This is a genomic window from Runella sp. MFBS21 (assembly GCF_029433105.1).
Classification (GTDB): Bacteria; Bacteroidota; Bacteroidia; order Cytophagales; family Spirosomataceae; genus Runella.
Genome location: NZ_JARNTW010000006.1, coordinates 51627 through 75415, shown reverse-complemented (window position 1 = coordinate 75415; position 23789 = coordinate 51627). Strand labels below are relative to the sequence as shown.

General features: G+C 40.9%; 20 protein-coding genes and 1 riboswitch. Of the genes, 8 read left to right on the top strand and 12 right to left on the bottom strand.

From position 1 onward, the window contains the following. Positions 1-41: 41 nt before the first annotated feature. Positions 42-884 (top strand): universal stress protein, encoded by an 843-nt coding sequence (locus P1X15_RS14680; protein ID WP_277338885.1) that lies wholly within the window; start codon positions 42-44, stop codon positions 882-884. A gap of 3 nt (positions 885-887) precedes the next feature. Here P1X15_RS14680 and P1X15_RS14675 read toward each other — a convergent pair whose 3' ends face one another. Continuing rightward, positions 888-4637 carry a PAS domain-containing sensor histidine kinase gene (locus P1X15_RS14675; protein WP_277338884.1) on the bottom strand — a complete coding sequence of 1250 codons (3750 nt, stop codon included), beginning with the start codon at positions 4635-4637 and terminating at the stop codon, positions 888-890. 204 nt (positions 4638-4841) lie between these two features. Beyond that, positions 4842-5132, bottom strand: coding sequence for an iron-sulfur cluster assembly accessory protein (locus P1X15_RS14670; protein WP_277338883.1), 291 nt, complete (start codon positions 5130-5132; stop codon positions 4842-4844). A gap of 95 nt (positions 5133-5227) precedes the next feature. Here P1X15_RS14670 and P1X15_RS14665 point away from each other — a divergent pair, with 95 nt between their 5' ends. After that, positions 5228-5752, top strand: a complete 525-nt coding sequence (locus P1X15_RS14665; protein WP_277338882.1) for a hypothetical protein — start codon at positions 5228-5230, stop codon at positions 5750-5752. A 5-nt stretch (positions 5753-5757) separates the two neighbouring features. On the opposite strand, the gene P1X15_RS14660 is transcribed toward P1X15_RS14665, so the two are convergent. The 8 genes from P1X15_RS14660 to P1X15_RS14625 form a co-directional block, all read right to left on the bottom strand. Continuing rightward, the gene (locus P1X15_RS14660) at positions 5758-7332 is read right to left on the bottom strand and encodes an NAD(P)/FAD-dependent oxidoreductase (protein WP_277338881.1); all 1575 of its coding nucleotides are present in this window, start codon (positions 7330-7332) and stop codon (positions 5758-5760) included. After that, positions 7317-8504 (bottom strand): T9SS type A sorting domain-containing protein, encoded by a 1188-nt coding sequence (locus P1X15_RS14655; RefSeq protein WP_277338880.1) that lies wholly within the window; start codon positions 8502-8504, stop codon positions 7317-7319. The genes P1X15_RS14660 and P1X15_RS14655 overlap by 16 nt, the downstream gene beginning before the upstream one ends. 107 nt (positions 8505-8611) lie before the next feature. Next, complete coding sequence (locus P1X15_RS14650) at positions 8612-10051, bottom strand: anthranilate synthase component I family protein (protein ID WP_277338879.1); 1440 nt, start codon at positions 10049-10051, stop codon at positions 8612-8614. A 240-nt stretch (positions 10052-10291) separates the two neighbouring features. Continuing rightward, positions 10292-10873, bottom strand: coding sequence for an outer membrane beta-barrel protein (locus tag P1X15_RS14645; RefSeq protein WP_277338878.1), 582 nt, complete (start codon positions 10871-10873; stop codon positions 10292-10294). Positions 10874-10937: 64 nt separating this feature from the next. After that, positions 10938-11492 (bottom strand): YqgE/AlgH family protein, encoded by a 555-nt coding sequence (locus P1X15_RS14640; protein WP_277338877.1) that lies wholly within the window; start codon positions 11490-11492, stop codon positions 10938-10940. 145 nt (positions 11493-11637) lie between these two features. After that, complete coding sequence (gene bioB, locus P1X15_RS14635; RefSeq protein WP_277338876.1) at positions 11638-12612, bottom strand: biotin synthase BioB; 975 nt, start codon at positions 12610-12612, stop codon at positions 11638-11640. Further along, positions 12609-13316 carry a diphthine--ammonia ligase gene (locus P1X15_RS14630; RefSeq protein WP_277338874.1) on the bottom strand — a complete coding sequence of 236 codons (708 nt, stop codon included), beginning with the start codon at positions 13314-13316 and terminating at the stop codon, positions 12609-12611. Before P1X15_RS14630 ends, bioB begins: the two co-directional genes overlap by 4 nt. Continuing rightward, the gene (locus P1X15_RS14625; protein ID WP_277338873.1) at positions 13316-13906 is read right to left on the bottom strand and encodes a DUF6580 family putative transport protein; all 591 of its coding nucleotides are present in this window, start codon (positions 13904-13906) and stop codon (positions 13316-13318) included. Before P1X15_RS14625 ends, P1X15_RS14630 begins: the two co-directional genes overlap by 1 nt. Before the next feature lie 40 nt (positions 13907-13946). Next, positions 13947-14162: riboswitch (cobalamin riboswitch) on the bottom strand. Positions 14163-14234: 72 nt separating this feature from the next. On the opposite strand from P1X15_RS14625, the gene P1X15_RS14620 reads away from it, so the two are divergent. Then, the gene (locus P1X15_RS14620) at positions 14235-15140 is read left to right on the top strand and encodes a DMT family transporter (protein ID WP_277338872.1); all 906 of its coding nucleotides are present in this window, start codon (positions 14235-14237) and stop codon (positions 15138-15140) included. Here the strand turns inward: P1X15_RS14620 and P1X15_RS14615 are convergent. Both P1X15_RS14615 and P1X15_RS14610 read right to left on the bottom strand, forming a co-directional pair. After that, positions 15137-16822 (bottom strand): hypothetical protein, encoded by a 1686-nt coding sequence (locus tag P1X15_RS14615; RefSeq protein ID WP_277338871.1) that lies wholly within the window; start codon positions 16820-16822, stop codon positions 15137-15139. The two genes, P1X15_RS14620 and P1X15_RS14615, sit on opposite strands and share 4 nt — an antisense overlap. Before the next feature lie 11 nt (positions 16823-16833). Next, positions 16834-18006: a putative sugar nucleotidyl transferase gene (locus P1X15_RS14610; protein WP_277338870.1), complete on the bottom strand. Its 1173-nt coding sequence runs from the start codon at positions 18004-18006 to the stop codon at positions 16834-16836. A gap of 188 nt (positions 18007-18194) precedes the next feature. Here P1X15_RS14610 and P1X15_RS14605 point away from each other — a divergent pair, with 188 nt between their 5' ends. The 5 genes from P1X15_RS14605 to zapA all read left to right on the top strand — a co-directional run bounded on the left by P1X15_RS14605 (position 18195) and on the right by zapA (position 23782). Next, the gene (locus P1X15_RS14605) at positions 18195-19685 is read left to right on the top strand and encodes a tagaturonate reductase (RefSeq protein WP_277338869.1); all 1491 of its coding nucleotides are present in this window, start codon (positions 18195-18197) and stop codon (positions 19683-19685) included. Positions 19686-19769: 84 nt separating this feature from the next. Continuing rightward, complete coding sequence (locus tag P1X15_RS14600) at positions 19770-20411, top strand: DUF1684 domain-containing protein (RefSeq protein WP_277338868.1); 642 nt, start codon at positions 19770-19772, stop codon at positions 20409-20411. A 167-nt stretch (positions 20412-20578) separates the two neighbouring features. Next, complete coding sequence (gene pheT / locus P1X15_RS14595) at positions 20579-23005, top strand: phenylalanine--tRNA ligase subunit beta (protein WP_277338867.1); 2427 nt, start codon at positions 20579-20581, stop codon at positions 23003-23005. A gap of 46 nt (positions 23006-23051) precedes the next feature. Then, the gene (locus P1X15_RS14590) at positions 23052-23468 is read left to right on the top strand and encodes a hypothetical protein (protein ID WP_277338866.1); all 417 of its coding nucleotides are present in this window, start codon (positions 23052-23054) and stop codon (positions 23466-23468) included. Positions 23469-23476: 8 nt separating this feature from the next. Then, complete coding sequence (gene zapA / locus P1X15_RS14585) at positions 23477-23782, top strand: cell division protein ZapA (protein WP_277338865.1); 306 nt, start codon at positions 23477-23479, stop codon at positions 23780-23782. Positions 23783-23789: the final 7 nt, after the last annotated feature.

Genomic DNA, 23789 nt, shown 5'->3' with positions numbered 1-23789 from the left:
GGGCTACATTGAGGTATCATATACATTAACCAATTACGTCAATGAAAAAGATCCTAGTCCCAACCGATTTTTCAAAGTATGCACAATATGCGTTGGAGGTGGCTGCCGATATTGCTCTGAAAACCAATGCGGAGATAATGCTATTACATGCCAACGAAAAAATGGTAACCGCGACTCCCTTGGCCGAATATTATCTTTATGACAAGGCGATTGAGGATGAATATCTGGATATGGTGACCGAAAGCCTAAAAAAAACACTTAGTGAAATAGCCGACAATGGTAAGTTTGCAAGGGTAAGAATCCAGACAGCGGTGATTGGGGGACCGATGGCCAGTGTAATCGAAGAAGTGGTGAAAGACCATGCCATTGATTTGGTTGTGATGGGAACGAGAGGGGCTTCGGGGCTTGAAGAGTTTTTGGTAGGGTCTAATACCGAAAAAATAATTCGCCGCGCTAAATGCCCCGTGCTTGCGGTGCCGATTGCGGTCAAGTCTTTTTCAAAAATAGTATTTCCTACTACCTTAAAAGACGACCAATTGAAGGCATTTTACACTTTAGCAAGTTTGCAAGGTATTTTCAATGGAGATATTTCATTACTTTATCTCAACAATCCCGCCCATTTTGAAAATGATGAAGCGATAGAAGCTCAGAAAAATCAGTTGGTGGCCATGTCTGGGCTTAAAAATGCGACGCTTTATGTATCAAAACAAAATGTGTTTAATGAAGAAGATGCTATTTTGAATTTTGCCCATGAACAAAATATCGATTTGATTGTGATGGCGACGCACCAGAGAAGAGGGTTATCTCACCTTCTGGTAGGAAGCATGACCGAAGACACCGTTAATCATTCGGATATTCCAGTGCTGAGTATTAGTATTAAATAAAAACTATTTGGCTAGACTCAATTCAGAGAGCTGAGCCGAATGGGTCAAAGGAAGAGACAAGAAGAAGGTAGTACCAATGCCTTCTTCGGTCTCAAACCAAATATTGCCACCAGCGTGTTCTACTCCTCTTTTGGCGATAGCAAGACCCAAGCCAGAGCCTCCCTGTTTTGTACTAAAGTTAGGCAAAAACACCTTCGGACGAATGGACTCTGGAATTCCATTGCCATTGTCCTGAACTTCAATATAAACATTGCCTTCATCGGTGCGCAATCGTAGCGATATTTCGGGGCGTCGGTCGGCTGGTACTGATTGTATACCGTTGATAATGAGGTTTGTGATGATTCGTCCAATCAGCTGCCTATCACCCATTACATTGACGCGTCGACTTTGAATATCTCTTTTAAGCACAATCTTAGGGTCGTCGGCATAGAGATCGGCGGCTTTGTTGAGTACCGACGATATTTCAAAAAGCTCGTTTTTGGGAAGAGGCATTTTCGCAAAATCCGAAAACGAAGTGGCGATATCACTAATGTTGTCGATTTGATCAATCAAAGATTCAAAAGTACGCCTAATTCTCTCACTTTGAGGTAAGTTAGGCGGAAGGTCACGAAGCATGGTACGCTGAAGCTGCTGAATGGTCAATTTCATCGGAGTCAGCGGATTTTTGATTTCGTGTGCTACCTGTTTGGCCATTTCACGCCAAGCCGATTGCTTTTCGTTTTTGGCCAGTTCTTCTTTGCTTTCGTCTAGTTTTTTCAACATCTGATTGTATGATTCCACAAGCAGTCCAATTTCGTCGTCTGATTTCCAATCTACCGGCTCATTCAGCTGGTGAAGATTGATGCGTCTGAACTTCTGAGTCATGGTTCGTAATGGAATCGTGAGCATGTTGGATGCCCAATAAGAAAGAGCCAAAAAGATTAAGAATACGATGGCAAAGACGCTCAAAATTGTTGAAATCACCTCGATGATTTGGCGGTCAAGTTCGGGTTTTGAGTCAAAATAAGGGATACTCAATACTCCTAATGGGCGACTTGTATGGCTTGATTTGACGGTGACATAGGCAGTACGGTATTCTTTGTTGCCTAGCGACTCATTAAGCAATACCTCATTTTCGCGATCTTGGAGCAGGTGAATATAAGCTTCAGGATTAACCCATTTTGAAAGAAGTTTGCTTTCATAAATGAGTGGTTTAGTGGTGGTATATAGTTGTCCTGTTTCGTCAAAAAAGTTGATATCAACATTGGCGTCGCGGGCTATTTTTCCAAGCTCTTCTTCCATAGAGTCTTTGCTCCTACTACCCTTCAAATGCTCTTCAAGATAAGGCGCAAAATTGATTACTACATTTTTGGTATTGGCTAGATAAGTACTTTCTTGATTGTTGAAGTAGTTGGAATTAATGACACTCAACGTGATGACTACAATGAGAATCAAAGGCAGGAAAAACGCTACGTTTAACAAAATTTGAATTTTGTTGGTATAGCTAATTTTCAATCGCCGCAAACCATACTTGAGAGCATATACACCAATGATTCCAATAACATACAATACCAAAATGAGGTATAAAAAAGAAAAATTGGAGATGATGTTTTTGAATGGATAGGATTTTGAAGATACTACTACATAGCGCTTGTTTTTGTCACGGCTCCCTACGTGTTTGTAGCTATAAAGCAAAATTCCCTCCTCAAACAAATCCGTACCTTCCAATTCGGCAATGGGCATTTTGCGGTCATAGTTATAGCTACCTGCGCTATATACTAGGCGTTTGTTGGCATCATAAATGGCATAGCTGTACTGACGAGTTTCGGGCGCTTGTACAAACTTTTTATCCATCAAAAGTTCAGGGTAGACATTCTTGGGTTGTTCCTCGCGAGGGTTAAGGTTAAGAACCACTTTGCCCACAAGCACCGAATCTTTCTGAATATCAATCAGACTTAAATACTGTTTTTTAAAATTGTTGACAATGTCATTGATAAAAAAGAGAGAAGGATAGCTTGTTTGATACTTGGCCTGTCGATAGTAGCGGGTATACTCATCAAATGTCTGCTTTGAAATAGTGTTGTCGAGAGGCTCTCCATCTGCTTTAAACGATAATACCTCAATGTCGTATTTATCGAAATATTTATCTAAATGAATACTCTTGATTTTTTGTTGAATGCGCTCACGTGACAGAATAGTATCTTTCGTGAATGTATTCTGAATATCAACATCTTTGGCAATGGATAGTCTCACTTTATCCAATAAAAACTCTCCTAAGCCATCATTTTCGGCGATTACTTTCTGTCCAAATTCTTTTTTATTAACTACATCTTTTTGATCTTCTTCATTGTATACTACATAGGTAGTGACTATAGCCCAGAAAAAAGCTCCCGTAAAATAGTAAATCGTAGTACGATAGCGAAAGGTATATAAAATGCGAGGAAAACGCGAAAAATAAAGTATGAGGAAGTAAAGAGCGTGAATAATCACAATCCAATCAATGGCCGCTCCAGACACCCATAAGATGATCATTGCCAACACCATCCCAATCAAAAACACGAAAATAGCACGCGAGCGATTGGAGTTGAATCGAATGAAAATACTGACAAGAAAGTGAGTAAGCAGAAAATAAATACTGGTAATAAAAATGAATATTACCAGACACACAATCTTGAGCAGGGTAAACGAAATGCTAAGGGTGATATCTAGCGTAAATTGAGATTTTTCGTAGATGTTGGTGATTTCTGAAAAACAACCATAAAATACGCCAAAGCTCAACGTAACACACAAAATAGATAAGAAGACTTTGAGATTTTGGGATGTTTTTAGAAGGTGATGATAGGTTTTGAAACGAAAATAAAAATCAGCTAAATACAGAGATAAGATAAAGCAAACAATACAATTCAATAGTAAATCACCTACCGATGGAGCAATCCATGAAGCATAAAATTTGGGGTTAAAGAGGTCTGTTTCGGAAAAAAGAAACGGAACTCCAAAATATATCATTCCGGCTCTGAGTAAAACCAGATAGGCTGCAAGCAAGATAAAAGCCCGGTCATAGCTTTTGTGACGACTCCACCGAAATACCCACTGGAAAATATAAATTCCAAAAAATAAAGCGGCTAATGAACCCCAAATGATGGTATTGACTGGGGTGGATTGGTTTTGGTGCGTATCAAACTTGGGGGGAGAAATCGAAAATAAAAACCGATTTTGAGGGTCAAGTACATTTTGATAAACAGGGCCAGCGGTGGTCGATATCGATTCAGGGTCAATAGTAAACAGGTCTGAATTATATCCAGATTGAAAGTAATTGTTTTCGTTGTTGTAATGACGGTACAGATTAACTACCGATACCACATCGATACGGTCGTGGAGTCGGATGTATTGTTGACGGCTTACGAGATATTTGCCTTGTTCGAAATTGACAAGCTGGGTTTCGGTAATACGTCGAATCGATTCATAATCAGGGATGAACCTATAATCGGACCAAAAAATCAAGCGACCATTTTGGTAGATGTAGTAAGGGTATTTGGTCGGACGACGTAAATCCGAAAACTGCGTGTTGGCATTTTGGGAGAGCAAGGCTATCGTCGCAGCTAATTCTTGCTGAGAAATGCTTAGTTCGTGACTAACTCGCTCTTTTACGGCCGAAAAATATTTTTCTTCGGTGGCGCCTAACGCTCCTTTTTCAAAAAAGAAGAAAGATAGCAAAGCTAATACCAACGAAATCAAAGCCAAAATGGCCAGAATATGTCTGCTAATTTTCTGCACGTAAACCCCTAGCTTGTTTTTTGATAATTTGACAGACATAATCCTAAAATCGTGCCAAAAGTTAGAATTAATAACTAAGTAAATGATAAGCCACCGTTAATCCTAGTTCAGTATTAAGTAATCGTCTGTGAACCAGACGACTAATATACTACAAATTTAGAAGGCTCCTTCCATTATTAGGCATACTTCATAATAAAATCAAGGTTATTTTATAACCGTAAATCCCGCCCCTTCTTCTGTTTCTTCAAAGTCTACTTCCGTGCCAATCACGTACATCAAATGCCTTTTATCAATAATAACTTTAATACTATCAATAACGAAAATTTGATCGTTTTCGGTAGGTAAATCAAAACCTAATAAAAACTGGGCACTACATCCACCTCCTTTTATCCCTACTCTTAGACCATATATTTCCGGAATTTTGTTGCTTGTTAAAGTGTCTATTATTTCTTGTTTGGCAATAGCCGAAATACGTACAGGAGGAGTATTTAACATGGTTTTTTATAGGTTATCTTCATTAATGCGTACTATTTTGCTTTCTGTTTGCGTTCTTTGCGCAACGTATCTTGTAAAGTGCAAACAACAAACCCATGGAAATCGTCACGGACCTACTAAAAATTCTTGTTCCCTCAGCTTTGGTTTTATATGCAATGTATCTGACTATAACGGCTTTTTTGAAAAAACAAGTCGACGAAAAACACCTTGACCAAAAACGAAAACAAATAGAAATCACACTTCCGATTCGTCTTCAAGCCTATGAGAGGATGTGTCTCTTTTTGGAACGTATCAGTCCCAACAACCTTCTTATTAGACTCAATGGCTCGGCTACTCATGCCTTGGAATTTCAACAGATTCTGTTGAGAGAAGTAAGAGAAGAATTCAATCATAATTTGTCGCAACAAGTGTACATGAGTGTTGAAGTATGGGAAGATATTAGGGCTGCTCAGCAAGAGGTAATTACGCTCATTAACCAAGCGGCTGCGGATATTCCTGCGGAGGCATCACCGCTGGAATTATCTAAAAAGATTTTTGAAAAAATCATTCAAGACAACCGAAACCCTACTGCTCACGCCCTCAAAAAAGTGAAAGAAGAAATCCAACGGGAATTTGCCTAGCAAAATCATAACCCTAGGACTTTCATAGCTGCATTGTAACCCGGAATACCACTTACGGCTCCTCCGCGCTTGGCACTCGAACCGCATATATACAACCTTTCAAATTCGGTCTCTACTCCTCTGCTTCCTATCTCGGTGGTGTTTTCGGCAAAAAACCAGCTAGGTGCATCATGAAAAATATTGCCTTGTGGTAAGCCTAGCTCTTGCTCTAAGTCGTAAGGCGTTTTGGCCTCAATACATAAAGATTGGTCGCTATTTTGAGCAATGCAGGTTTCGATAGGTTCGTCTAGATATTCATTAATACCCTCTAAATAGGCCTTTACTACTGACTTTTTTAGGTTATCGGTGTTTTGTTTAAACAAACTATAAGGCATATCAAGCCCAAAAAGAGTTAGCGTGTGGAAACCACTTTGGGCAAGTTGAGGTGAGAGAATAGAAGTATCGGTCAGTGTGTGGCAATAGATTTCGCAGGGAGGAAGTGAAGGAAGATGACCCCTACTAGCCTCCTCATAAGCTATTTGTAGCTGCTCATAAGATTGATTGATATGAAATGTCCCTGCAAAAGCTTCGGTTGAAGCAACATCATTTGCTTTTAATTTGGGTAATTTACGTAAAAGCATATTAACCTTAAAAGCCGTTCCTTCATTAGAGAGAGAAGGAGTATAGGCTTTGTTAAGGAGTTTATTGATTGTTGTTGGAGAAGCATTCATCAACACGTATTTTGCCTTTGCTTCATATGCTTGGTTGCCTTTTTGATAGCCAATGGTATGATAAGAAGTTCCTAAATGCAAAAGCTCCACTGAGGCTTCGGTAATCATAGTAGCACCCGCTTTTTGTGCAGTATCCTCAATCGCCCTTACCACTGCCCCCATACCTCCCACTGGTACGCGCCATTCTCCAGTCTTGTTGCCAATAACGTGATAAAGAAAAGTCTTGTTTTGGAGCAAACTTGGGTCGTGTGCATGAGTAAAAGTGCCGATTTTGGCATCAGTCAACACTACACCCCGTAGAATATCGTCATGCAGAAAAGTTTCAATCAGCTGCCCAATGGGCTGCTCTATTAGCGCTTGCCATGCCGATTTTTCGTCAGAATTGCTAAGCGATTTTTCCCAGTCCTCTTTGGAATGAAGGGGCCACAAAAATGAGTCCCAAATCTTAGTGGCTAATATTTGCTGCAACGACAAGATTCGTTGGTACCCTTCATAATCTTTAGGATGTAGCTGTTTGATTTGTTGAGTATTGAGGTGCTCATCAACATTGCTTAAAAGTAAGCTCGACGATTTTCCGTTTTTAATGAACGGAGTAAAAGAGGCAGTTTTTCGACGTTTGAGTTGAATAGATAGCTTTAAGTCTTGAATGATTTTAGCAGGAAACAAACTTACCAAGTAAGCATAACGCGAAAGATATGCCTCGTATTCGGGAAAAATACGTTGAGAGGTAGTGGCTCCTCCGAGATAGTCATTTCGCTCAAGCAGTAGCACAGATTTACCCGCTTGGGCCAGATATGCCGCAGCTACCAAACCATTATGACCTCCGCCTACTATAATTACATCATAAGTCATCGTCACTGACTCACCCACAGCTTTTGTGTGATTCTGTTGCGTCCAAGGGTTGCATAAGTAATAAAATAAAGCCCTGAGCGAAGTTCCTGAAAAGGCCGAATGGTAAGACTATTGGTCGAAGACGCTTGTATTTCAAAGGGGATTTCTTGACCTACCATATTGACTAGTCGAAGAGCATCTAGCTCAATATTATCAAATTGTAGTTTGATTGTTTTGCCATCGGAGGGATTCGGATAAATCACAAAATCGGAAGCTTGAGACTGCGAACTTACCGCAATGATTTTAGAGTATTCAAACGCGAGGTCTTTGTCAACTTGTTTGAGTCGATAATAATTGACCCCTGGCAAAGGAGCTTCATCCAAAAAACTGTATTCATGACGCTGACGGGATTCGCCTAGGGAGGTTATTTTACCAATCGGCAAAAACTCTTTTAAATCTACACTTCTTTCGATACTAAAATAATCACTGTTGGTTTCGGTGGCAGTAGCCCAATTAAGACGTACACGATTGCTTTCAGCTTGTCCACGAAAATAAATGAGCTGGACAGGCACTACATTTGACCACGATAAACTTGAAATAAAAATACTTTGGGTAGTGAGTGGGCCTTCACGGACGAGAAGTCCACTCCCAAAAGTAAGGGTGAGTTTTTTGACACCTACATTCCGAAAAACTACCTCTGTCGAGGTGCTATCATAAGGGTCAGGAGTAAAACCGTATATGTTTTTGATATGAGGGAGCTCCCCATTAGATAAATAAGCTGTAGAAGGATTATAAGAAATTTCGGGGGTTATCCCAGCATCTGTGGCATCTCGACCGTCAATAGCTACCCTATCTTGATAGTTACTAAAGCTAAGGTCACGGTCAACCCCCAGAATTCTAAACGAAAGGTTTGTAACAGGTGAACTAAAATTGAAGGTAACAGTAACTCTTTCAAGGGGTGTTCCTAAAGACGTACTAAGCCAAAGCCCGCGAGAGTCGTTTCGAGGAGTGCTGTTGTTGAAACGGCGAGTATCGCCTTCTACGGTAGCAGTTACGTTGACTGCGGGCGTCCCTACGTCCAGAAATGTCTTTGTCAAAACACCTTGAGGCGACCAAGGTGTAGTATTTCCAACGGTAGTAAGATTGATGCCTCCCTGTCCAAATGTAAGTGTGGAAACAAAAACTGCCAATAGTATAAAATATCCCCTCATACGTTGAAAGTGATTACAAATTAACCTCCCTGTTAATTTATGCAAAAAGTATGCAATAAGTGAAACAAAGATAAAGAAACTTTAGTAATAAAGAATAAAAAGGCTATTTACAATTCATTAGCCAATTCGATTGCTTTTCGGAGAGCTGCCAGTTTGTTATGCACCTCTTGCATCTCAGAAGCAATGTTTGATTTGGCTACTACTCCCATACCGGCCTGATAAAACAAAGTATTGTTTTTACTCAAAAAAGTACGAATCGTAATACAATGATTGAAATCGCCACTAAAGCTAATGTGCCCTAATGCCCCACCATAAATGCTCCGATTGGTAGTTTCGAGGCGATTGATGATTGTCATGGCATTGTGCTTAGGGGCGCCAGAAAGAGTGCCAGCCGGAAAAGTATCAGCTACTAGCTGAAGAGGGTTGACCCCAGGGCTCATTTTGCCAGTAACTTTCGAAACTAAGTGAATAACGTGCGAAAAAAACTGAGCTTCTTTGTAAGTTTCTACTTTGACCACATCGCAGCTTCTACTGAGGTCGTTGCGCGCTAAGTCTACAAGCATTACGTGTTCGGCAGTTTCTTTGGGGTCGGCAGCTAGTTGGCGAGCCAGTTCGGCGTCTTTCTCATCGTCTCCAGTGCGTCGAAATGTACCCGCAATTGGGTGAATCTCAGCGTGTCCATTTTTAATGTAAATTTGTTTTTCGGGCGAAGATCCAAAAATCTTATAGCTTCCAAAATCAAAATAAAACAAATAAGGCGAGGGATTCACAGACCTAAGTGTGCGATAAACGTTGAATTCATCACCCACAAACTTTTTGCTAAAACGCCGAGAAGGTACAATCTGAAATACATCGCCTCTCAGACAGTGATTAATACATTTTTGGATGATTTCAGACATTTCATCGTCAGTTACGTTGCTTTGTTCTTCAGCAGCAGCCTTAAATTGGAAAGTGGCCATTTTGGGTGCTTTCACAATCATCTCCAAAGATTCCAAGTCCATTCCCATGCTACGGCTATGATGGCTGTCTTCGCGAGTAACTCCGTAATCATGTTCAAAGAGATATACTTCGTCTTTGAAATGATTGAAGGCAATCACAAAACGATATACGCGATAAACCATCTGAGGGATGGCATTGTCGGGTGTTTTTTCTTGAATTTCGATATCTTCGAAGTATTCTACCGAATCATAAGTAATATGCCCAAAAAGCCCCCCATTGATGAAAGGGTACTCGTTTTTAGGTGCATCGAAGCGCTTAATAAACTCTTGTAAGGTTTGCATGGCTTGCTTACGACGAGTAAGAGGAAATGTCTCTTCAGAACCATCGGGGAAAGATTGGCTTACTACATCTTCATCAATCACAAACGAGGCTACTGGATCACACGCAATAACGCTGAAACCATGCTCCATGCCGTGGTATTCAGCACTTTCAAGCATGACAGTATAAGGGAACTTGTCGCGTAATTTAAGATAAACTCCTACGGGAGTAAGCATATCTCCCAACAATTTACGATGTTTTGTAGTGACGGTAAAGGCAGTCTGAACCATTGTTATATGTGAATTAGATTGGTAGGTTTTGATGATAATGTCTTAGAAATAAAAAAAGCGGCTCGCTGCGATGAGCAACGAGCCGCTGGTACACACTCCAATATTACACAAGGCTACTTGCTCATCCGATAGAATGAGTACGCCACCAATATGCAATATTGATTATGTTGTTATTCATGTCACAAAAGTACAACTGTGATTTTAAAAACCAAATTTTATTTGTGGGCTTAGCAGTATCGTCTATTTCTTTTTGTAAAGATTATAAATGACCGATACTTGCAAGGTGCGATTAGAGAAACTCTCCGACTGAGATGTTGATAGATTGTTGAGGCCATGAATATACCGGATATTGAGGCTAAAATCTTCGGCCATATCCATGAAGTCGAATCTAAGACCCGTGCCCAAGCTCATTTCGTTGCGGCGAAGGGGTACAATCGTATTGGGAGTATGGAGCAAATAACTAAACTCGGGAGCAACTTCAAAGGTTAATCCTTCTGTAAGAATATAGCCAAGGACGGGTACAAAACTTCCATAATTGAGGTTATTTTTAACGATTTCGTTTTCTCCCTTAAAAGTACCTCCGCGTACCGAAAGCTGTAATTCAGGCTGGAACACCCACTTTTTGGTACGAAAGCGGTAAAAAACACCTAAGTTAGGGTGGGATTGAGCCTTGAGATTATAAATAAAGTTGGGGGAATAAGTACTCCGTGAGATGTTTAACCCAGCTCTTAATCCCAAATGAGGCTTCATATAAACAGTTTGAGCCTGAGTAGCAATAGCTACTGTGAAAAAAAGAGCTAAAAACTTAAATTTTAAATTCATGATAATGTTGCAAAAAAATGTGATGCGAAGGGATTCTATCCCACAAGGTATTATGTATAAACAATCAATTTAATCTTGGGTCAGTAGGGTAGTGTGATTTTACGCGATATTCGCCGCCCATTCGTCGCAATACAGCGCGCCAAAATTGGTCGGTAGGAGTATCAAAAATAAAAGCGGCGTCTGTTTCGGCCACAATCCATGAATCCCTTTTTAGCTCATCATCAAGCTGTCCCGCGCTCCATCCCGAATATCCTACAAAAAAACGGATATCTTGCTCGGTTATTTTTCCCGCATTTAAAATGCTGATAATTTGCTCAAAATCACCGCTCCAAAACAAATTCTCACCTACCGGAATAGCATCTTCAATAAAAGATAAGCGATGCAAAAAATGTAAAGTATTTTGCTCAACAGGTCCGCCTAGATACAAGGGTAAATTGTTGGCCACCGGTTCTTGCAAAACATCGTTGAGAAATAAATTGGTAGTTTGATTAAAAACCAACCCAAAAGTTCCTCGCTCATTATGTTCGCACAAAAAAACGACGCTCCGTTCAAAATTAGGATCCCCTAAAAACGGTTCGGCAATGAGTAATTTTCCTTTGGTGGGTTTTAGTGATGGCATTTTATATCAATCAAATTCTAACATCAGCAAATCTAATCACATAACGAAAGAAAGTACAAAAGTAATGGATTTTATGTAGCCTGACCTAATAAAAAGGAAATTAGGAAAACAGAAAGGCGTTTGATAAAGACTCTTTTTTAACTCTTTAGACCAAAGAAAGAGCCTGTTCTTTAAACGCAGATCGAGGTTTGATATTTAAGGTTTGGAACAATTCCGCATCGGCATCAATCTCAGGATTTGGGGTGGTTAGAAGCTTCTCGCCCGCAAAAATAGAATTAGCCCCTGCCAAAAAGCATAACGCTTGCTCTTCAGCACTCATGTTGACTCTGCCCGCCGAAAGTCTGACCATAGCTTTGGGCATCAAAATACGAGCGGTGGCTATCATTCGTATCATTTCCCAGACCGAAACACGCTTCTGATTTTCAAGAGGGGTGCCTTCTACCGCCACTAGAGCATTGACAGGTACCGATTCGGGAGGGGTAGGAAGAGAGGCCAAGGTGTAGAGCATTCCGATGCGGTCTTCGTCGCTTTCTCCCATTCCAATGATACCGCCTGAGCAAGCCGAAATTCCAGCTTTTTGAACATGATGCAGGGTGTCGAGTCGGTCATCGTAGGTGCGGGTCGAAATGACATCTCCATAAAACTCTTCACTCGTGTCAAGATTGTGATTGTAGGCATACAGACCTGCATCTTTTAGCTTTTGAGCTTGAGACTCGCTCAACATTCCCAATGTGCAGCATACTTCTAAGCCGATTTTATTAACCCCTTTTACCATTTCCAGTACCCGGTCAAAATCGCGGTTATCGCGTACTTCGCGCCAAGCTGCTCCCATACAAAAACGTGTGCTTCCAGTATCTTTAGCTCTTTGGGCTGCACTTAGTACTTCGTTTATTTCCATCAGCTTATGAGCTTGTACATTTGTTTGGTAACGAGCCGCTTGTGGACAATAAGCGCAATCCTCAGGGCATCCGCCTGTTTTGATAGAAAGTAGTGTGCAGACTTGAACTTCCTGCGGGTCGTGGTGTTGACGATGAACCGTAGCTGCTTGGTAAATAAGCTCTAAAAGCGGAGTATGGTATATCTTGCGGATAGCGTCTTTGGTAATATTAGAATGAGTCATGGTATAGTAGGTATCAAATCAGTGAAAAAATAAGTAGACTGAAGAGATTCGCCTGATGCGTTTTTGTATTGATATATTTTCTCGACGGTTTCGCCTTTTTCGAAATCAATGGATTTGGAAAAATAAGGAGCTTGAAACACAAAAGTATGAAACTCGCCATTTTCGCCGCATACATCTACTCCTTTTGGAAGATTCTTAACGAAATCTTGATTGAGGATTTGCCCACAGAAAGAAGAGTCGAGGTAATTACCATTGACACTCACTACTATGGTTTGGAATCCTAAATCCCAAAACTCCGCTAATAACTCTTGCGAGTCTCGCTTCCAAAGGGGAAAGCTACCCTGCATCCCCACTTTTGTAAGTTGATTTTCACGGTATTGGCGCAAATCTTCTAAGAAAATATCTCCAAAAATAGAATGGGTAATGCCTGCCTCTGCTAAGGGACGAAGGGTATCGCTCATCCGGAGGTTATACTCTTCCATAGAGGAAGTCTCGGGTAGGCGCAATGTAATGAGCGGAAGCCCTATGCGTTGGGCTTGCAAGTTTAGTAAATCTTCACGGACACCGTGCATTGATACACGCCCTAAGGCTTCATTGACCGATGTCAGCAAGTACTTTACATCGTAGGTGTGATTTTGTAGAATATGATAAAGAGACAGGGCGGAATCTTTTCCGCCCGACCAATTCATGAAAGCCTTCGTCATTATTTACCCAAAGCAAGTTGAGGAAAACGGCGCTGTAGCAACTCAAAGCCTCCAAACAAGAGGGCACTGTAGGCGATGGTGCCGGCTAAGAAATTGCGCATGAAGGGAAAACCTTGAGCCAAGCATTGTACCAAGCCCGACCAATCGCGACTAAGAGGCAAACCTGTACGAAGATCTGTACCCCCTGCGAGCCATACACTAAAATCGGATAAGACCCAATGCGATAGTGCTGCTACTACGGAGGCGAGGAGCAGATTTTTGATATTGATTTTGTTTAATAACACTTTGCCATACACCACAATCAAAGCAAAAATGCCATATACCCAATACCAACCATCATAAATAAAGCCATACTGACCGCGATACACTACCGCATTGACGACAAGGTCACTCACCAAAAGTGCTAAAAGAGGAAAAGTGAAAGCTTTCCAGCGAGAACTAAAATAAGCACCTCCAAACAGCCCCATTGCACCAATGGGCGTAAAATTAGAAATAGGAGAAGGCTGAGCGACGTTTAAAATACGAATCAGCGCAATAGCTAAAATAAAACACAATAGTGTCAGAACGCGGGGATTGAATGTTTGTTTCATAAATTTGGAATGTGGTTAGGCTACGAATCCTCCGTACGTGGCGATAAAAAAAGCTTTGGGCAGGTCTCCTGACTTGTTTCATCGCTCGGTACCTTCCCGACATTCAAATCGTCAGTGGTGTATAGAAGCAAGAGAGCGATTTTCGACGAAACTCACAGTTGCGGGGACAGTCTTCGTTTTGCACGAAATTCCCTATTAAGCCTTCAAAATTTGCGATAAAACAAAAATATGAGGCACCCAAATACAGCACAAAAATAAGGAGAACTCCCCACAGTTAGGGAGATTTGACGCTAAACTTTTACTTTTGTTGCTTTCAAACGTAACTTTCATGAGCAATGCACCTAAGCCTACATTAGGAGATTATTTACACTTACACTTTCTAGTACTTATTTGGGGGTTTACGGCTATATTGGGCAAGCTAGTGAATCCCTTTCTTTCTCGCGTAAGCCTGACTTTTTTCCGAACTCTTTTAGCGGCAATTGGACTAGCGATAGTATTGTGGCTTTGGAAAGAATGGAAAAAAGTCCCTACTCATGACCGTTGGGCGATGCTCGGCGTAGGGGTGATTATGGGTTTACATTGGCTTACATTTTTTGGGTCAGCACATGTGTCTAGTGCTTCGGTGTGTTTGGCGGGGATGTCTACTACTTCTCTTTTTACGTCTTTGTTGGAGCCTCTTTTCAATCGTAAAAGCGTGCGGCCATTGGAAGTATTGTTGAGTCTAGTGGTGATAGCAGGACTTTATCTTATTTTTAGATTCGAATTTGACCAGTCGTTAGGTTTGAGTTTGGCTCTTGTTTCGGCATTTTTGGCCGCTCTTTTTACGATTGCCAACAGTCGCCTTGTGACTCGCCACAATGCTCTTTTGATTACATTTTATGAAATGAATGGAGCCACGCTTGCCATGCTTATTGGTATCATCGGAGTGTCGTTGGGCGAGGGTTTTACCTCTCGCGAGCTTCTACCCCTTCCTTCTGATTGGCTCTGGATTGGGATATTGGCATTGGTATGTACGGTATATGCTTATTCGGCAGGGGTTCATTTGCTACGCAAAATCTCCCCTTTTACGCTCAACCTTACTATCAATTTAGAGCCTGTATACGGCATGATTTTGGCCTATTTTATCCTTCACGAGCGTATGACTACGGGATTTTATGTGGGGGCTTTGGTGATTTTACTGTCGGTGGTTTTATATCCTATTCTTCAACCTAAGTTTACTCCTAAAGAAGCTTAGCGCCAGATTTTATTATGAATTTTTTCCCAGCCTTTTTGGTCGCTAGGTAAGGGCGCGTCGCGGCTGATGTATTTGCCTGTAGCGTCTACAAGCACACTATGAGGTACGCGGGTAATTCCCCACGAATTCACAAAAAAATCGTTTTGCTCTTCCGTTAGCTTGATGTGTAAGCCTCTGTTTTTGTTTTTAATTACAGATTGTACCCATAAATCTTCTCCGGAGTCCTGTTCGCATAGGTACACAAAAGGCAATTCTTTTTCAGAATATAAATTTCTAAGGAGTCGCGCTTCTTCCAAACTTTGGAGACCAAGATCGTCGTTGGTCCAAAAAATGACGTAAAAAGGTGTACCGCGATAATGTCTTTTGATTTTTTCCCAAACTGCATTTCCGTCGGCAACGGCATTTTGGTGGAGATATACACCTGAAATAGGTTCTAGGGCTTCATTTATATTAACTTGTGCATTTTCGCTGAGTTGGCGGTAGGTTTTATTGATAAGGGTAGAATCTAAGTTTTCGTTGTGGTGTAGTTCGTCTAAGGATATTTTATATAGTTGATTTGAAATCTTGGGACGTATATGATGATACCAAAGTTCCATGGTTTGTGGCATGGCGCTATTGATATAGCGGGCATAAAAGTTGGCTTGGATATAATCAAGTTCTTTTGTGGAGATTGCACTTGCGTATTTTTTGAGGTAAGTTTCAAAAATACTCAAGGGTTGCATGATGTCTTTTCTTCGTTCAAAAAGTGTATTTAAAAAATTAATATCACGCATTTTGGCGACGCCATTTTCTGTAAATGAAAAGAGGCGTTCTTTTTCTTCTTCGCTGAGATTGGGAATATTTTCTAAAATAAGGGTAGAAAGTAACTTCACAGGCAGGGTGGACTCTTTGGGGGTAGGGGTAGTATTGACAGTATGTTGTATAAATTTGTCATAACTATTCGCTTTAGAGAACGTGAGGATTTGGGTGGTATCTAAGGCAACAAGACTAGTGAAAGAAGTAGGAAAAGGAGCGTCGGTTTGGAGCAGCTGGTCATAAAACCTAGCTACCATAATATCGCTGAAAGATGAAAGAACCCACTGACTTAGTAAAGGTTCTGGTTGGGAAAAAAAAGAACTAAAATAGGCAGTGCGGCGCTCTCGTTCGGTAGTGAGTGTTTCCCAAAAACGATTGATATTGTCTGTACTCTCTTTTTTTTCAGGATTAGTAATAAGCCACTTATTGAAAGCTGCCCAAAAGCGAGTATGTTGATTATTGATATTGGCGAGCACACCTTCAAAAAGAAGAGGTAAGTTGGCTTTGTCGAGCGAATCGCCGTTGATTTTGACATTACTCTTTCCTTTGGTGGCTAGGAAAGGCACACTCATGTTGGCATAAGAAAGATTACATTCCTCAATTGGATAAACTAAAGGGATTTTTAGTTCAAAACTTCCGTCGGATTGTAGTGGTGCCACTTTAATAATCACCCGATTGGGACGTAAAATATTGGTTCTAGATACCACGACTTCAGGGGCACGGCGATAAAGTCTCAATGATAGATTCTCAACCTTTCCTCTAAGCCACAGTGTATCATTTTGGGTATGTCCGTCATGATACATCATCCCTAATACCACAATAACCATGAACTTTATTTTATGATTTAGGTAGGGCGAAACTAGGAGTTGGAAGGTCGATAATGCCATAGCTTTTCGTGTTAGGGACGTGTGATTTCAAACACGTGTTTTAAGATTTCTTGGTCATTTTCTGTAAAAGGCTCACCTTTTCTGCTAATGGTTTCTTCAACTACTTTGAGCGCTTTTTCGAGGCGGTATTCTGTAAAACCTTCTGCGGCGCCACCCCAAGTAAAAGAAGGGATATGTTTGGGTTGGAAGCCTGCCCCAAATACATTTACATTGACTCCCACTACTGTACCAGTATTAAACATAGTGCTGATGCCTGCTTTGGTAAAATCCCCCATAAATAACCCACAAAAAAGACGATTGGAGTCTTCGAGGGTGTGAGTGGCATAGCTATAGAGTTTTACGTTAGTATAATCGTTTTTGAGGTTAGAGTTATTGCAATTGGCACCCAAATTACACCATTCTCCCAAGACCGAATTGCCCAGAAACCCGTCATGGCCTTTATTGCTGCAACCAAATAGCACCGAATTGCTCACCTCTCCCCCTACTTTGCAGTAAGGCCCGATGCTTGTATTCATCCGCATTTTAGCCCCCCAATTTACAGTAGCATCATTGCCGAGTGAAAAAGGTCCCATGATGACGCTTCCTTCGTGAATGGTGGCGTTTTTGCCAATATAAATGGGGCCGTTTTGAGCGTTTAAAATGGAAGCACGAATGTTTGCTCCTTCTTCTACAAAAATTTGATGAGGTGCATAGCAATGAGTGTAAGGGTCGTCAATAGGTTGACTTGTACGATTGTGCGTGATTGCCTCAAAATCGGCCTTAATTTGAGCACCATTTTCACCATAAATGTCCCATATCCGCTGAATAACCGTAAAAGACTCAATAAAAGAAATAAGTTTTAATTCATTTTTGGGATTCACAACCTCATAAGGCGAGCGGTAGGCAATTATCAAATCATTTCCTATCAATGCTTCGCCTTCATTAAGACGCCCAATCGCTTGGGCAATGGATTTAGTTGCGCAGACGGCACCGTTCAAAAATACATTGTCGTCGGTAGTGAGGAGTGGGAATTTGGCTTGAAGGTAAGATTCGGTCAAGAAAGAGGGTGTTGCTTTCAGAAAATGCTGCCATTTTTGGGTCAATGTCCAAATCCCACACCGAATTTCAGAAACAGGACGAGTAAAAGTAAAAGGTAATAACCAAGGACGTATGCTGGAATCGTCGTAAATAATAAAATTGGCCATTTTTTATTTTTTTTAAAAAGCAGGTTTTGCTTTACCTATGCTTTTAGATTAAATGTCAAAAAGTGAAAAAATCCATTATAGTTTTAAAGGCTTTCGTCGTCACAAAGATAAGTTTTGCGTAAAATTTATTAGGTTTGCCAATACAAACATTTTTGACTCACCAAACAATACAAATATTCCAGATAATCATGCCTCAACTTTCCAAACAAATCGTTGATAGCGAAAATCAATTTACTTTTGACCTACCAGTAAAAGTACTTCAATTTGGTACAGGAGTATTGCTTAGAGGTCTGTGTGACTATCTTATAGACCAAGCCAACAAGCAGCATATCTTTAGTGGGCGTATTGTAGTTGTGAAATCTACCGCTGGTTCAGCCGACGATTTTGCTGCCCAAGATGGTCTTTACACGGTTTGTGTGCGGGGTGTCGACGGAGAAGGAAATACGATCGATGAAGCTACGACGGTTACGGCGGTCAGTAGGGTGATTTCGGCGCAAGACAATTGGCAAAGTATTCTTCAAGTGGCTCGTAATCCGCATCTAGAAGTGATTATTTCTAATACCACAGAAGTAGGCATTCAATACGTTGAGGAAAATATCTTTCAAAGCCCTCCCCAGTCTTTTCCGGCCAAGTTGACGGCTTTTTTGTATGAGCGCTTTCGGACGTATGGTGGCAAAAAAGACAAAGGAGTCGTAGTAGTTCCTACCGAGCTTATTACTGATAATGGCCTCAAGCTACGCGAATGTGTCGAGAAACTTTCTGCTTACAATGAATTAGGAAAATTATTTAACAAATGGTTGAAATACCATGTCAAGTTCTGTAATTCTTTGGTAGACAGGATTGTGCCCGGTAAGCCAGATGCGGTCACTCATGCCGCTCTTGAAGAAAAGATAGGCTACCAAGATTCATTATTGACCGTTGCGGAGCCTTATCTTTTGTGGGCGATTGAAGGCGATGAGCGAGTTAAAAAAGTATTGTCGTTTGAGCAAATCCACCCCAACGTCATCGTTGACGAAGATATTTCCTACTATCGTGAGCGTAAACTTCGTATTCTCAATGGTAGTCACAGTGCTTCGGCGCCACTAGGGTATTTAAGTGGATTTGATATTACGTTTCAGTGCATGAACGACCCTGCTATGTCGAAGTATTACGAGAACATCATTTATGACGAAATCGTACCTACTTTGCCTTTTGACGAACAAATGGATGAGTTGAAAGTATTTGCGGGGGATATCCTGAATCGTTATCGTAACCCGTTTATTCAACAAAAACTCATTGGAATTACGCTACAGCAAACTTCCAAAATGAACGCTCGTAATGCCACTACCATACGGCGTTATTATCAGCAGTTTGGCAAGGCTCCTCGTTTGTTTGCTATTGGATTTGCGGCTTATTTGTTGTTTATGAAAGCCGTAAAACAACAAAATGAGCATTATTATGGCCAAAGAGGTGAAGATTTTTATATCATTAATGACGAACAAGCAGCTTATTTCTATGAGAAATGGCAAGGAGTTACGACAGAGTCAGTAGGGGAGTTGGTACAAACAGTATTGAGCAATACTAAAATATGGGAAGCTGATTTAACAAAACTGGAAGGATTTGCCGAAACCATCACCGAATATCTTACAGATATGATGACCAACGGCGTGAAAAATACCTTGGAAAAGGCAATATTGTAGCAATAATTATACATTAAGGGTTAGATGTTAGGTTTTGACTTAGCCTCTAACCCTTTTGTTTTTCTTTTCAAACAAAGAATCAATATGTTAAAAAATAAATTTGTTGTAGGTATTATTTTTTTGGTAATCATAGGGATTATTGGGTATACTTTTTTGGGAGAAGAAACAACCGTTTCGGTCGATGATTATGTTGCTCAAATAGAAAAAGAACGTAAGGATAAAGATAACTTTTATCGAAATTCTGATAGCTCACCGATTGCCGACAAATCTAATTTTAAAGGATTGCATTATTTCGCTCCTGACCCTACTTATAAGGTTGAGGCCAAAGTGATTCCTTATCATAGCGCTGCTTCAGACAAGCAGGTATCGGTCCCAATGACGGATGGTAGCAAAGAAACCTATGAAAAATATGGATTTGCTGAATTCACCTTGCCTGGAGAAAGCGAAGCCGCCGATTTGAATGTATATCGTCTTTTGATTTATAAACACGACAAAGGTCTCTCTATTTTGTTTCGCGATGCCACAGCACCTGAGGAAACTTACGGAGGAGGGCGCTATCTTGATTTTAAAACAGAAGATGTGAAAGACAACAAACTTCTTATCGACTTCAATGTGGCATACAATCCATATTGTGCCTACAACGCAAGCTATGCCTGCCCGATTCCTCCCAAAGAAAACACCCTGCCAGTAAGAATAGAAGCAGGAGAAAAAAACTTTGATAAATAGAAATAAGGTTTGCTAGTGAATAATTTCCGAGATAAGGAAGACCACTAGTTATAGGCTTTCCCCAAAATCCTCTAATTTTGCAGTCTAAACTAAAAGTTTTAAGTAAAAGACTTAGACTTTTAAAACAATTTTAAATACACCCAATCAATATTGGGACTGAATGTTTTATGAAAATTTCTTATAACTGGCTTAAACAACTAATTGATATTGAGGAGTCTGCTGAAGAAGTAGGTAAACTATTGACAGCTACGGGACTAGAAGTAGAAGGCATAGAACCTGTGGAAAAAGTACAGGGTGGCCTCAATGGAATAGTAATAGGAGAAGTGCTCACTTGTGAGCCTTTTGCGGTCAAAGAAAAAACCCTTCACTTGACTACGGTTGATATCGGAACCGAACAGCCCTCTACCATCGTATGCGGAGCTGCCAATGTAGCAGCTGGGCAAAAAGTAGTAGTAGCTACCGTAGGGGCTACGATTTACCCTACCCAAGGAGAACCTTTTACGATTTCAAAACGCAAGGTATATGGTCAGCCCTCAGAAGGGATGATATGTGCTGAAGATGAAATTGGATTAGGCGCATCTCATGCGGGTATTATGGTGTTGGACACTGATTTGGCCAACGGTACTCCTGCTGCTCAATACTTTGGATTGTTGCCCGACTATGTCATCGAAATCGGCCTTACCCCCAATCGTGCCGATGCTGCCTCGCATCTTGGCGTAGCACGTGACCTCAAGGCAGTATTGAATCGTGAGATAGAATGGCCATCCATTGATCAATTCATAGCCAATGAAGCACCTTCTGCTTCAGGGGTAGAAGTAATCGTCGAAAATTCGGAAGCCTGTCCGCGCTATGCCGGAATTTTGATGGAGGGGCTGACGGTCAAAGAATCTCCCGATTGGTTGAAGGAAAAATTGCAGGCAGTGGGTGTGCGTCCTATCAACAATGTGGTGGATATTACCAACTATATTTGTCACGAACTAGGGCAGCCGTTGCACGCTTTTGATGCCGCTAAAATCAGTGGGCATAAAGTAATCGTCAAAACCTTAGAAGCTGGTACTCCTTTTGTGACGCTTGATGGTGTCGAAAGAAAACTCTCCCAGCATGATTTGATGATTTGTAACGCCGAAGAACCTATGTGTATCGGGGGGGTGTTTGGTGGTACCAAATCGGGCGTGACTGAAAGCACGACAGGGATATTTTTGGAAGCAGCTTATTTTTCGCCAGCGTGGATTAGACGTACCGGAACTTTCCACGGTCTCAAAACAGACGCATCTTTCCGATTTGAGCGAGGTACTGACCCCAACATGCCGGTATATGCTCTCAAACGCGCTGCTTTGCTGATTCAAGAAGTAGCAGGTGGAGAGACCACTTCAGAAGTAGTGGATATTTACCCCAATCCCATTCCTAACAATAATATACCAGTCAAATTCCGCAATATTGACCGTTTGATTGGAAAAACCCTTGACCGTGCGCTGATAAAGCAAATCTTGACAAGTCTCGACATTGAGATATTGGACGAAACTTCAGAAGGGTTTGTGGCTTCCGTCGCGCCTTATCGGGTAGATGTGACCCGCGAAGCTGACATTATCGAAGAGATTTTGCGGATTTTTGGGTTTGATAATATTGAGCTTTCTGACCATCTCTCTGCCAACTTTTTGTCAGGTTTTCCTTTGGTAGATCCCGATAAACAGAAATTACGAATTGCAAATTTGTTGGCTGCCAATGGATTTAACGAAACCATGACCAACTCTCTCACGAAGCCCATCTACAATGATGCTGTACGAGGAAGTTTTGTGGGCGAAGATGTAGTAATACTGAATCCCTTGAGCGAAGACTTATCGGTAATGCGGCAAACTATGGTGTTTTCAGGCTTGGAGAGTTTGGCATATAATCTCAATCGCCGTCAACGAGATTTGAAACTTTGTGAGTTTGGTAAAACCTACCACAAAGTAGAAGGTAAATACAAAGAATTATCGCATTTGATACTATTGATGGCGGGGCATCAGCAGGCGGAAAGCTGGGTAGCCAAAGATCAAAAATTGGCATTTCATGACTTAGCAGCCCAAGTGCATCTAGTTTTAAATGCATTCAGGGTACATAATGTAGATAAGCAGGAATTGACCGATAAGTCAGTATTTGAGTATGGCCTTACGTACACTGTCAAGAAAAAACCGGTGGTGAGTTTTGGTCAAGTCAGAAGCAAGCTTACCAAAATGTTAGACATTAAGCAGCCAGTATTTTATGCAGATTTTGACTGGGCGTACTTGCTTAAGCAATACAACGATAAAGTTCGTTTTTCGGAAGTCTCTAAATTTCCAGAAGTACGCCGTGATTTATCTTTGGTATTGGATAAAGCTGTGACTTTTGAGCAGATTAGACAAACAGCCCACAAATACGAAAAAGAACTGTTGACGAATATCAACGTATTTGATGTGTATGAGGGAGAGAATATTGGTTCTGATAAAAAGTCATACTCAGTGAGTTTTACACTCCAAGACGAAGCCCAGACCCTGACCGATAAAGTCATTGACAAAGCCATGCAAAAACTGATGTTAGGTTTTGAAAAGGAATTGGGGGCTGTTATCAGAAAATAAATGTAGGGAGTAGGAGAGGTAATACACACTGATTTTTGCAAATGCGATGTCTAAGTACACCGGAAATAAACTAGCAACATTTGAAGATGATAGGTTGCTCGATGAGCTGAATTTTCAGTTCTTGTTTATTGAAAGAAGTATTACGGCTTTGCAGGCGGCTTTTGGTCACGAAAAAGCCGCTCATATTGAGCTAAAAATCCGTTTTGAAGCACTCGAAAAAAAATATGAACGCCAAGTGGCGGAACTCAAATCATTGCGTCAAGAAACCCGAAACTTAAAAGCTGAGAATAAACAATTGCGCGAAAAAGAAGTTTCTTTGAGGGAAAAGTTAAATAATTTCAAACAATTGTCTATAATTGTAAAAAACCAGAAAAACGCAGACGCGATTACGCAACTGAACACCAAATTGGACGATTACATTCGATACATAGAAGAAACCATAGCGTTGTTACAAAAGCTATGACTCAACTCATGGAAAAAGAACCGAAAAGACGACTTTTAAAGGTGAAAATAGCCGATAAAACTTACGAAGTCTGGGCCAACTCAGACGACGAGGAGTCTTTTATGAGAGATGCAGCCAAAATAGTTGATACCCAAGTAGAAGTTCGAATGAAAGAAAAAGGTGAGAAAGATATTCAAAGAGTATTGGCTATGGTATGCCTTGATGCTATGGTAGCTCGCCTCAAAGGAGATAACGATATAGACGTGATAGAGTCTACAGTTTTCAAACACTTAGACTATCTACAAAAATACTTCAGTCCATCGAACCAAAATTAAATTATTT

What these genes read in the sequence shown, in the direction of transcription:
- P1X15_RS14680 (WP_277338885.1), top strand. Translation starts at nt 42, where the DNA reads ATGAAAAAGATCCTAGTCCCAACCGATTTTTCAAAGTATGCACAATAT.
- P1X15_RS14670 (WP_277338883.1), bottom strand. Translation starts at nt 5,132, where the DNA reads ATGTTAAATACTCCTCCTGTACGTATTTCGGCTATTGCCAAACAAGAA.
- P1X15_RS14665 (WP_277338882.1), top strand. Translation starts at nt 5,228, where the DNA reads ATGGAAATCGTCACGGACCTACTAAAAATTCTTGTTCCCTCAGCTTTG.
- P1X15_RS14655 (WP_277338880.1), bottom strand. Translation starts at nt 8,504, where the DNA reads ATGAGGGGATATTTTATACTATTGGCAGTTTTTGTTTCCACACTTACA.
- P1X15_RS14650 (WP_277338879.1), bottom strand. Translation starts at nt 10,051, where the DNA reads ATGGTTCAGACTGCCTTTACCGTCACTACAAAACATCGTAAATTGTTG.
- P1X15_RS14645 (WP_277338878.1), bottom strand. Translation starts at nt 10,873, where the DNA reads ATGAATTTAAAATTTAAGTTTTTAGCTCTTTTTTTCACAGTAGCTATT.
- P1X15_RS14640 (WP_277338877.1), bottom strand. Translation starts at nt 11,492, where the DNA reads ATGCCATCACTAAAACCCACCAAAGGAAAATTACTCATTGCCGAACCG.
- bioB (WP_277338876.1), bottom strand. Translation starts at nt 12,612, where the DNA reads ATGACTCATTCTAATATTACCAAAGACGCTATCCGCAAGATATACCAT.
- P1X15_RS14630 (WP_277338874.1), bottom strand. Translation starts at nt 13,316, where the DNA reads ATGACGAAGGCTTTCATGAATTGGTCGGGCGGAAAAGATTCCGCCCTG.
- P1X15_RS14625 (WP_277338873.1), bottom strand. Translation starts at nt 13,906, where the DNA reads ATGAAACAAACATTCAATCCCCGCGTTCTGACACTATTGTGTTTTATT.
- P1X15_RS14620 (WP_277338872.1), top strand. Translation starts at nt 14,235, where the DNA reads ATGAGCAATGCACCTAAGCCTACATTAGGAGATTATTTACACTTACAC.
- P1X15_RS14615 (WP_277338871.1), bottom strand. Translation starts at nt 16,822, where the DNA reads ATGGCATTATCGACCTTCCAACTCCTAGTTTCGCCCTACCTAAATCAT.
- P1X15_RS14610 (WP_277338870.1), bottom strand. Translation starts at nt 18,006, where the DNA reads ATGGCCAATTTTATTATTTACGACGATTCCAGCATACGTCCTTGGTTA.
- P1X15_RS14605 (WP_277338869.1), top strand. Translation starts at nt 18,195, where the DNA reads ATGCCTCAACTTTCCAAACAAATCGTTGATAGCGAAAATCAATTTACT.
- P1X15_RS14600 (WP_277338868.1), top strand. Translation starts at nt 19,770, where the DNA reads ATGTTAAAAAATAAATTTGTTGTAGGTATTATTTTTTTGGTAATCATA.
- pheT (WP_277338867.1), top strand. Translation starts at nt 20,579, where the DNA reads ATGAAAATTTCTTATAACTGGCTTAAACAACTAATTGATATTGAGGAG.
- P1X15_RS14590 (WP_277338866.1), top strand. Translation starts at nt 23,052, where the DNA reads ATGTCTAAGTACACCGGAAATAAACTAGCAACATTTGAAGATGATAGG.
- zapA (WP_277338865.1), top strand. Translation starts at nt 23,477, where the DNA reads ATGGAAAAAGAACCGAAAAGACGACTTTTAAAGGTGAAAATAGCCGAT.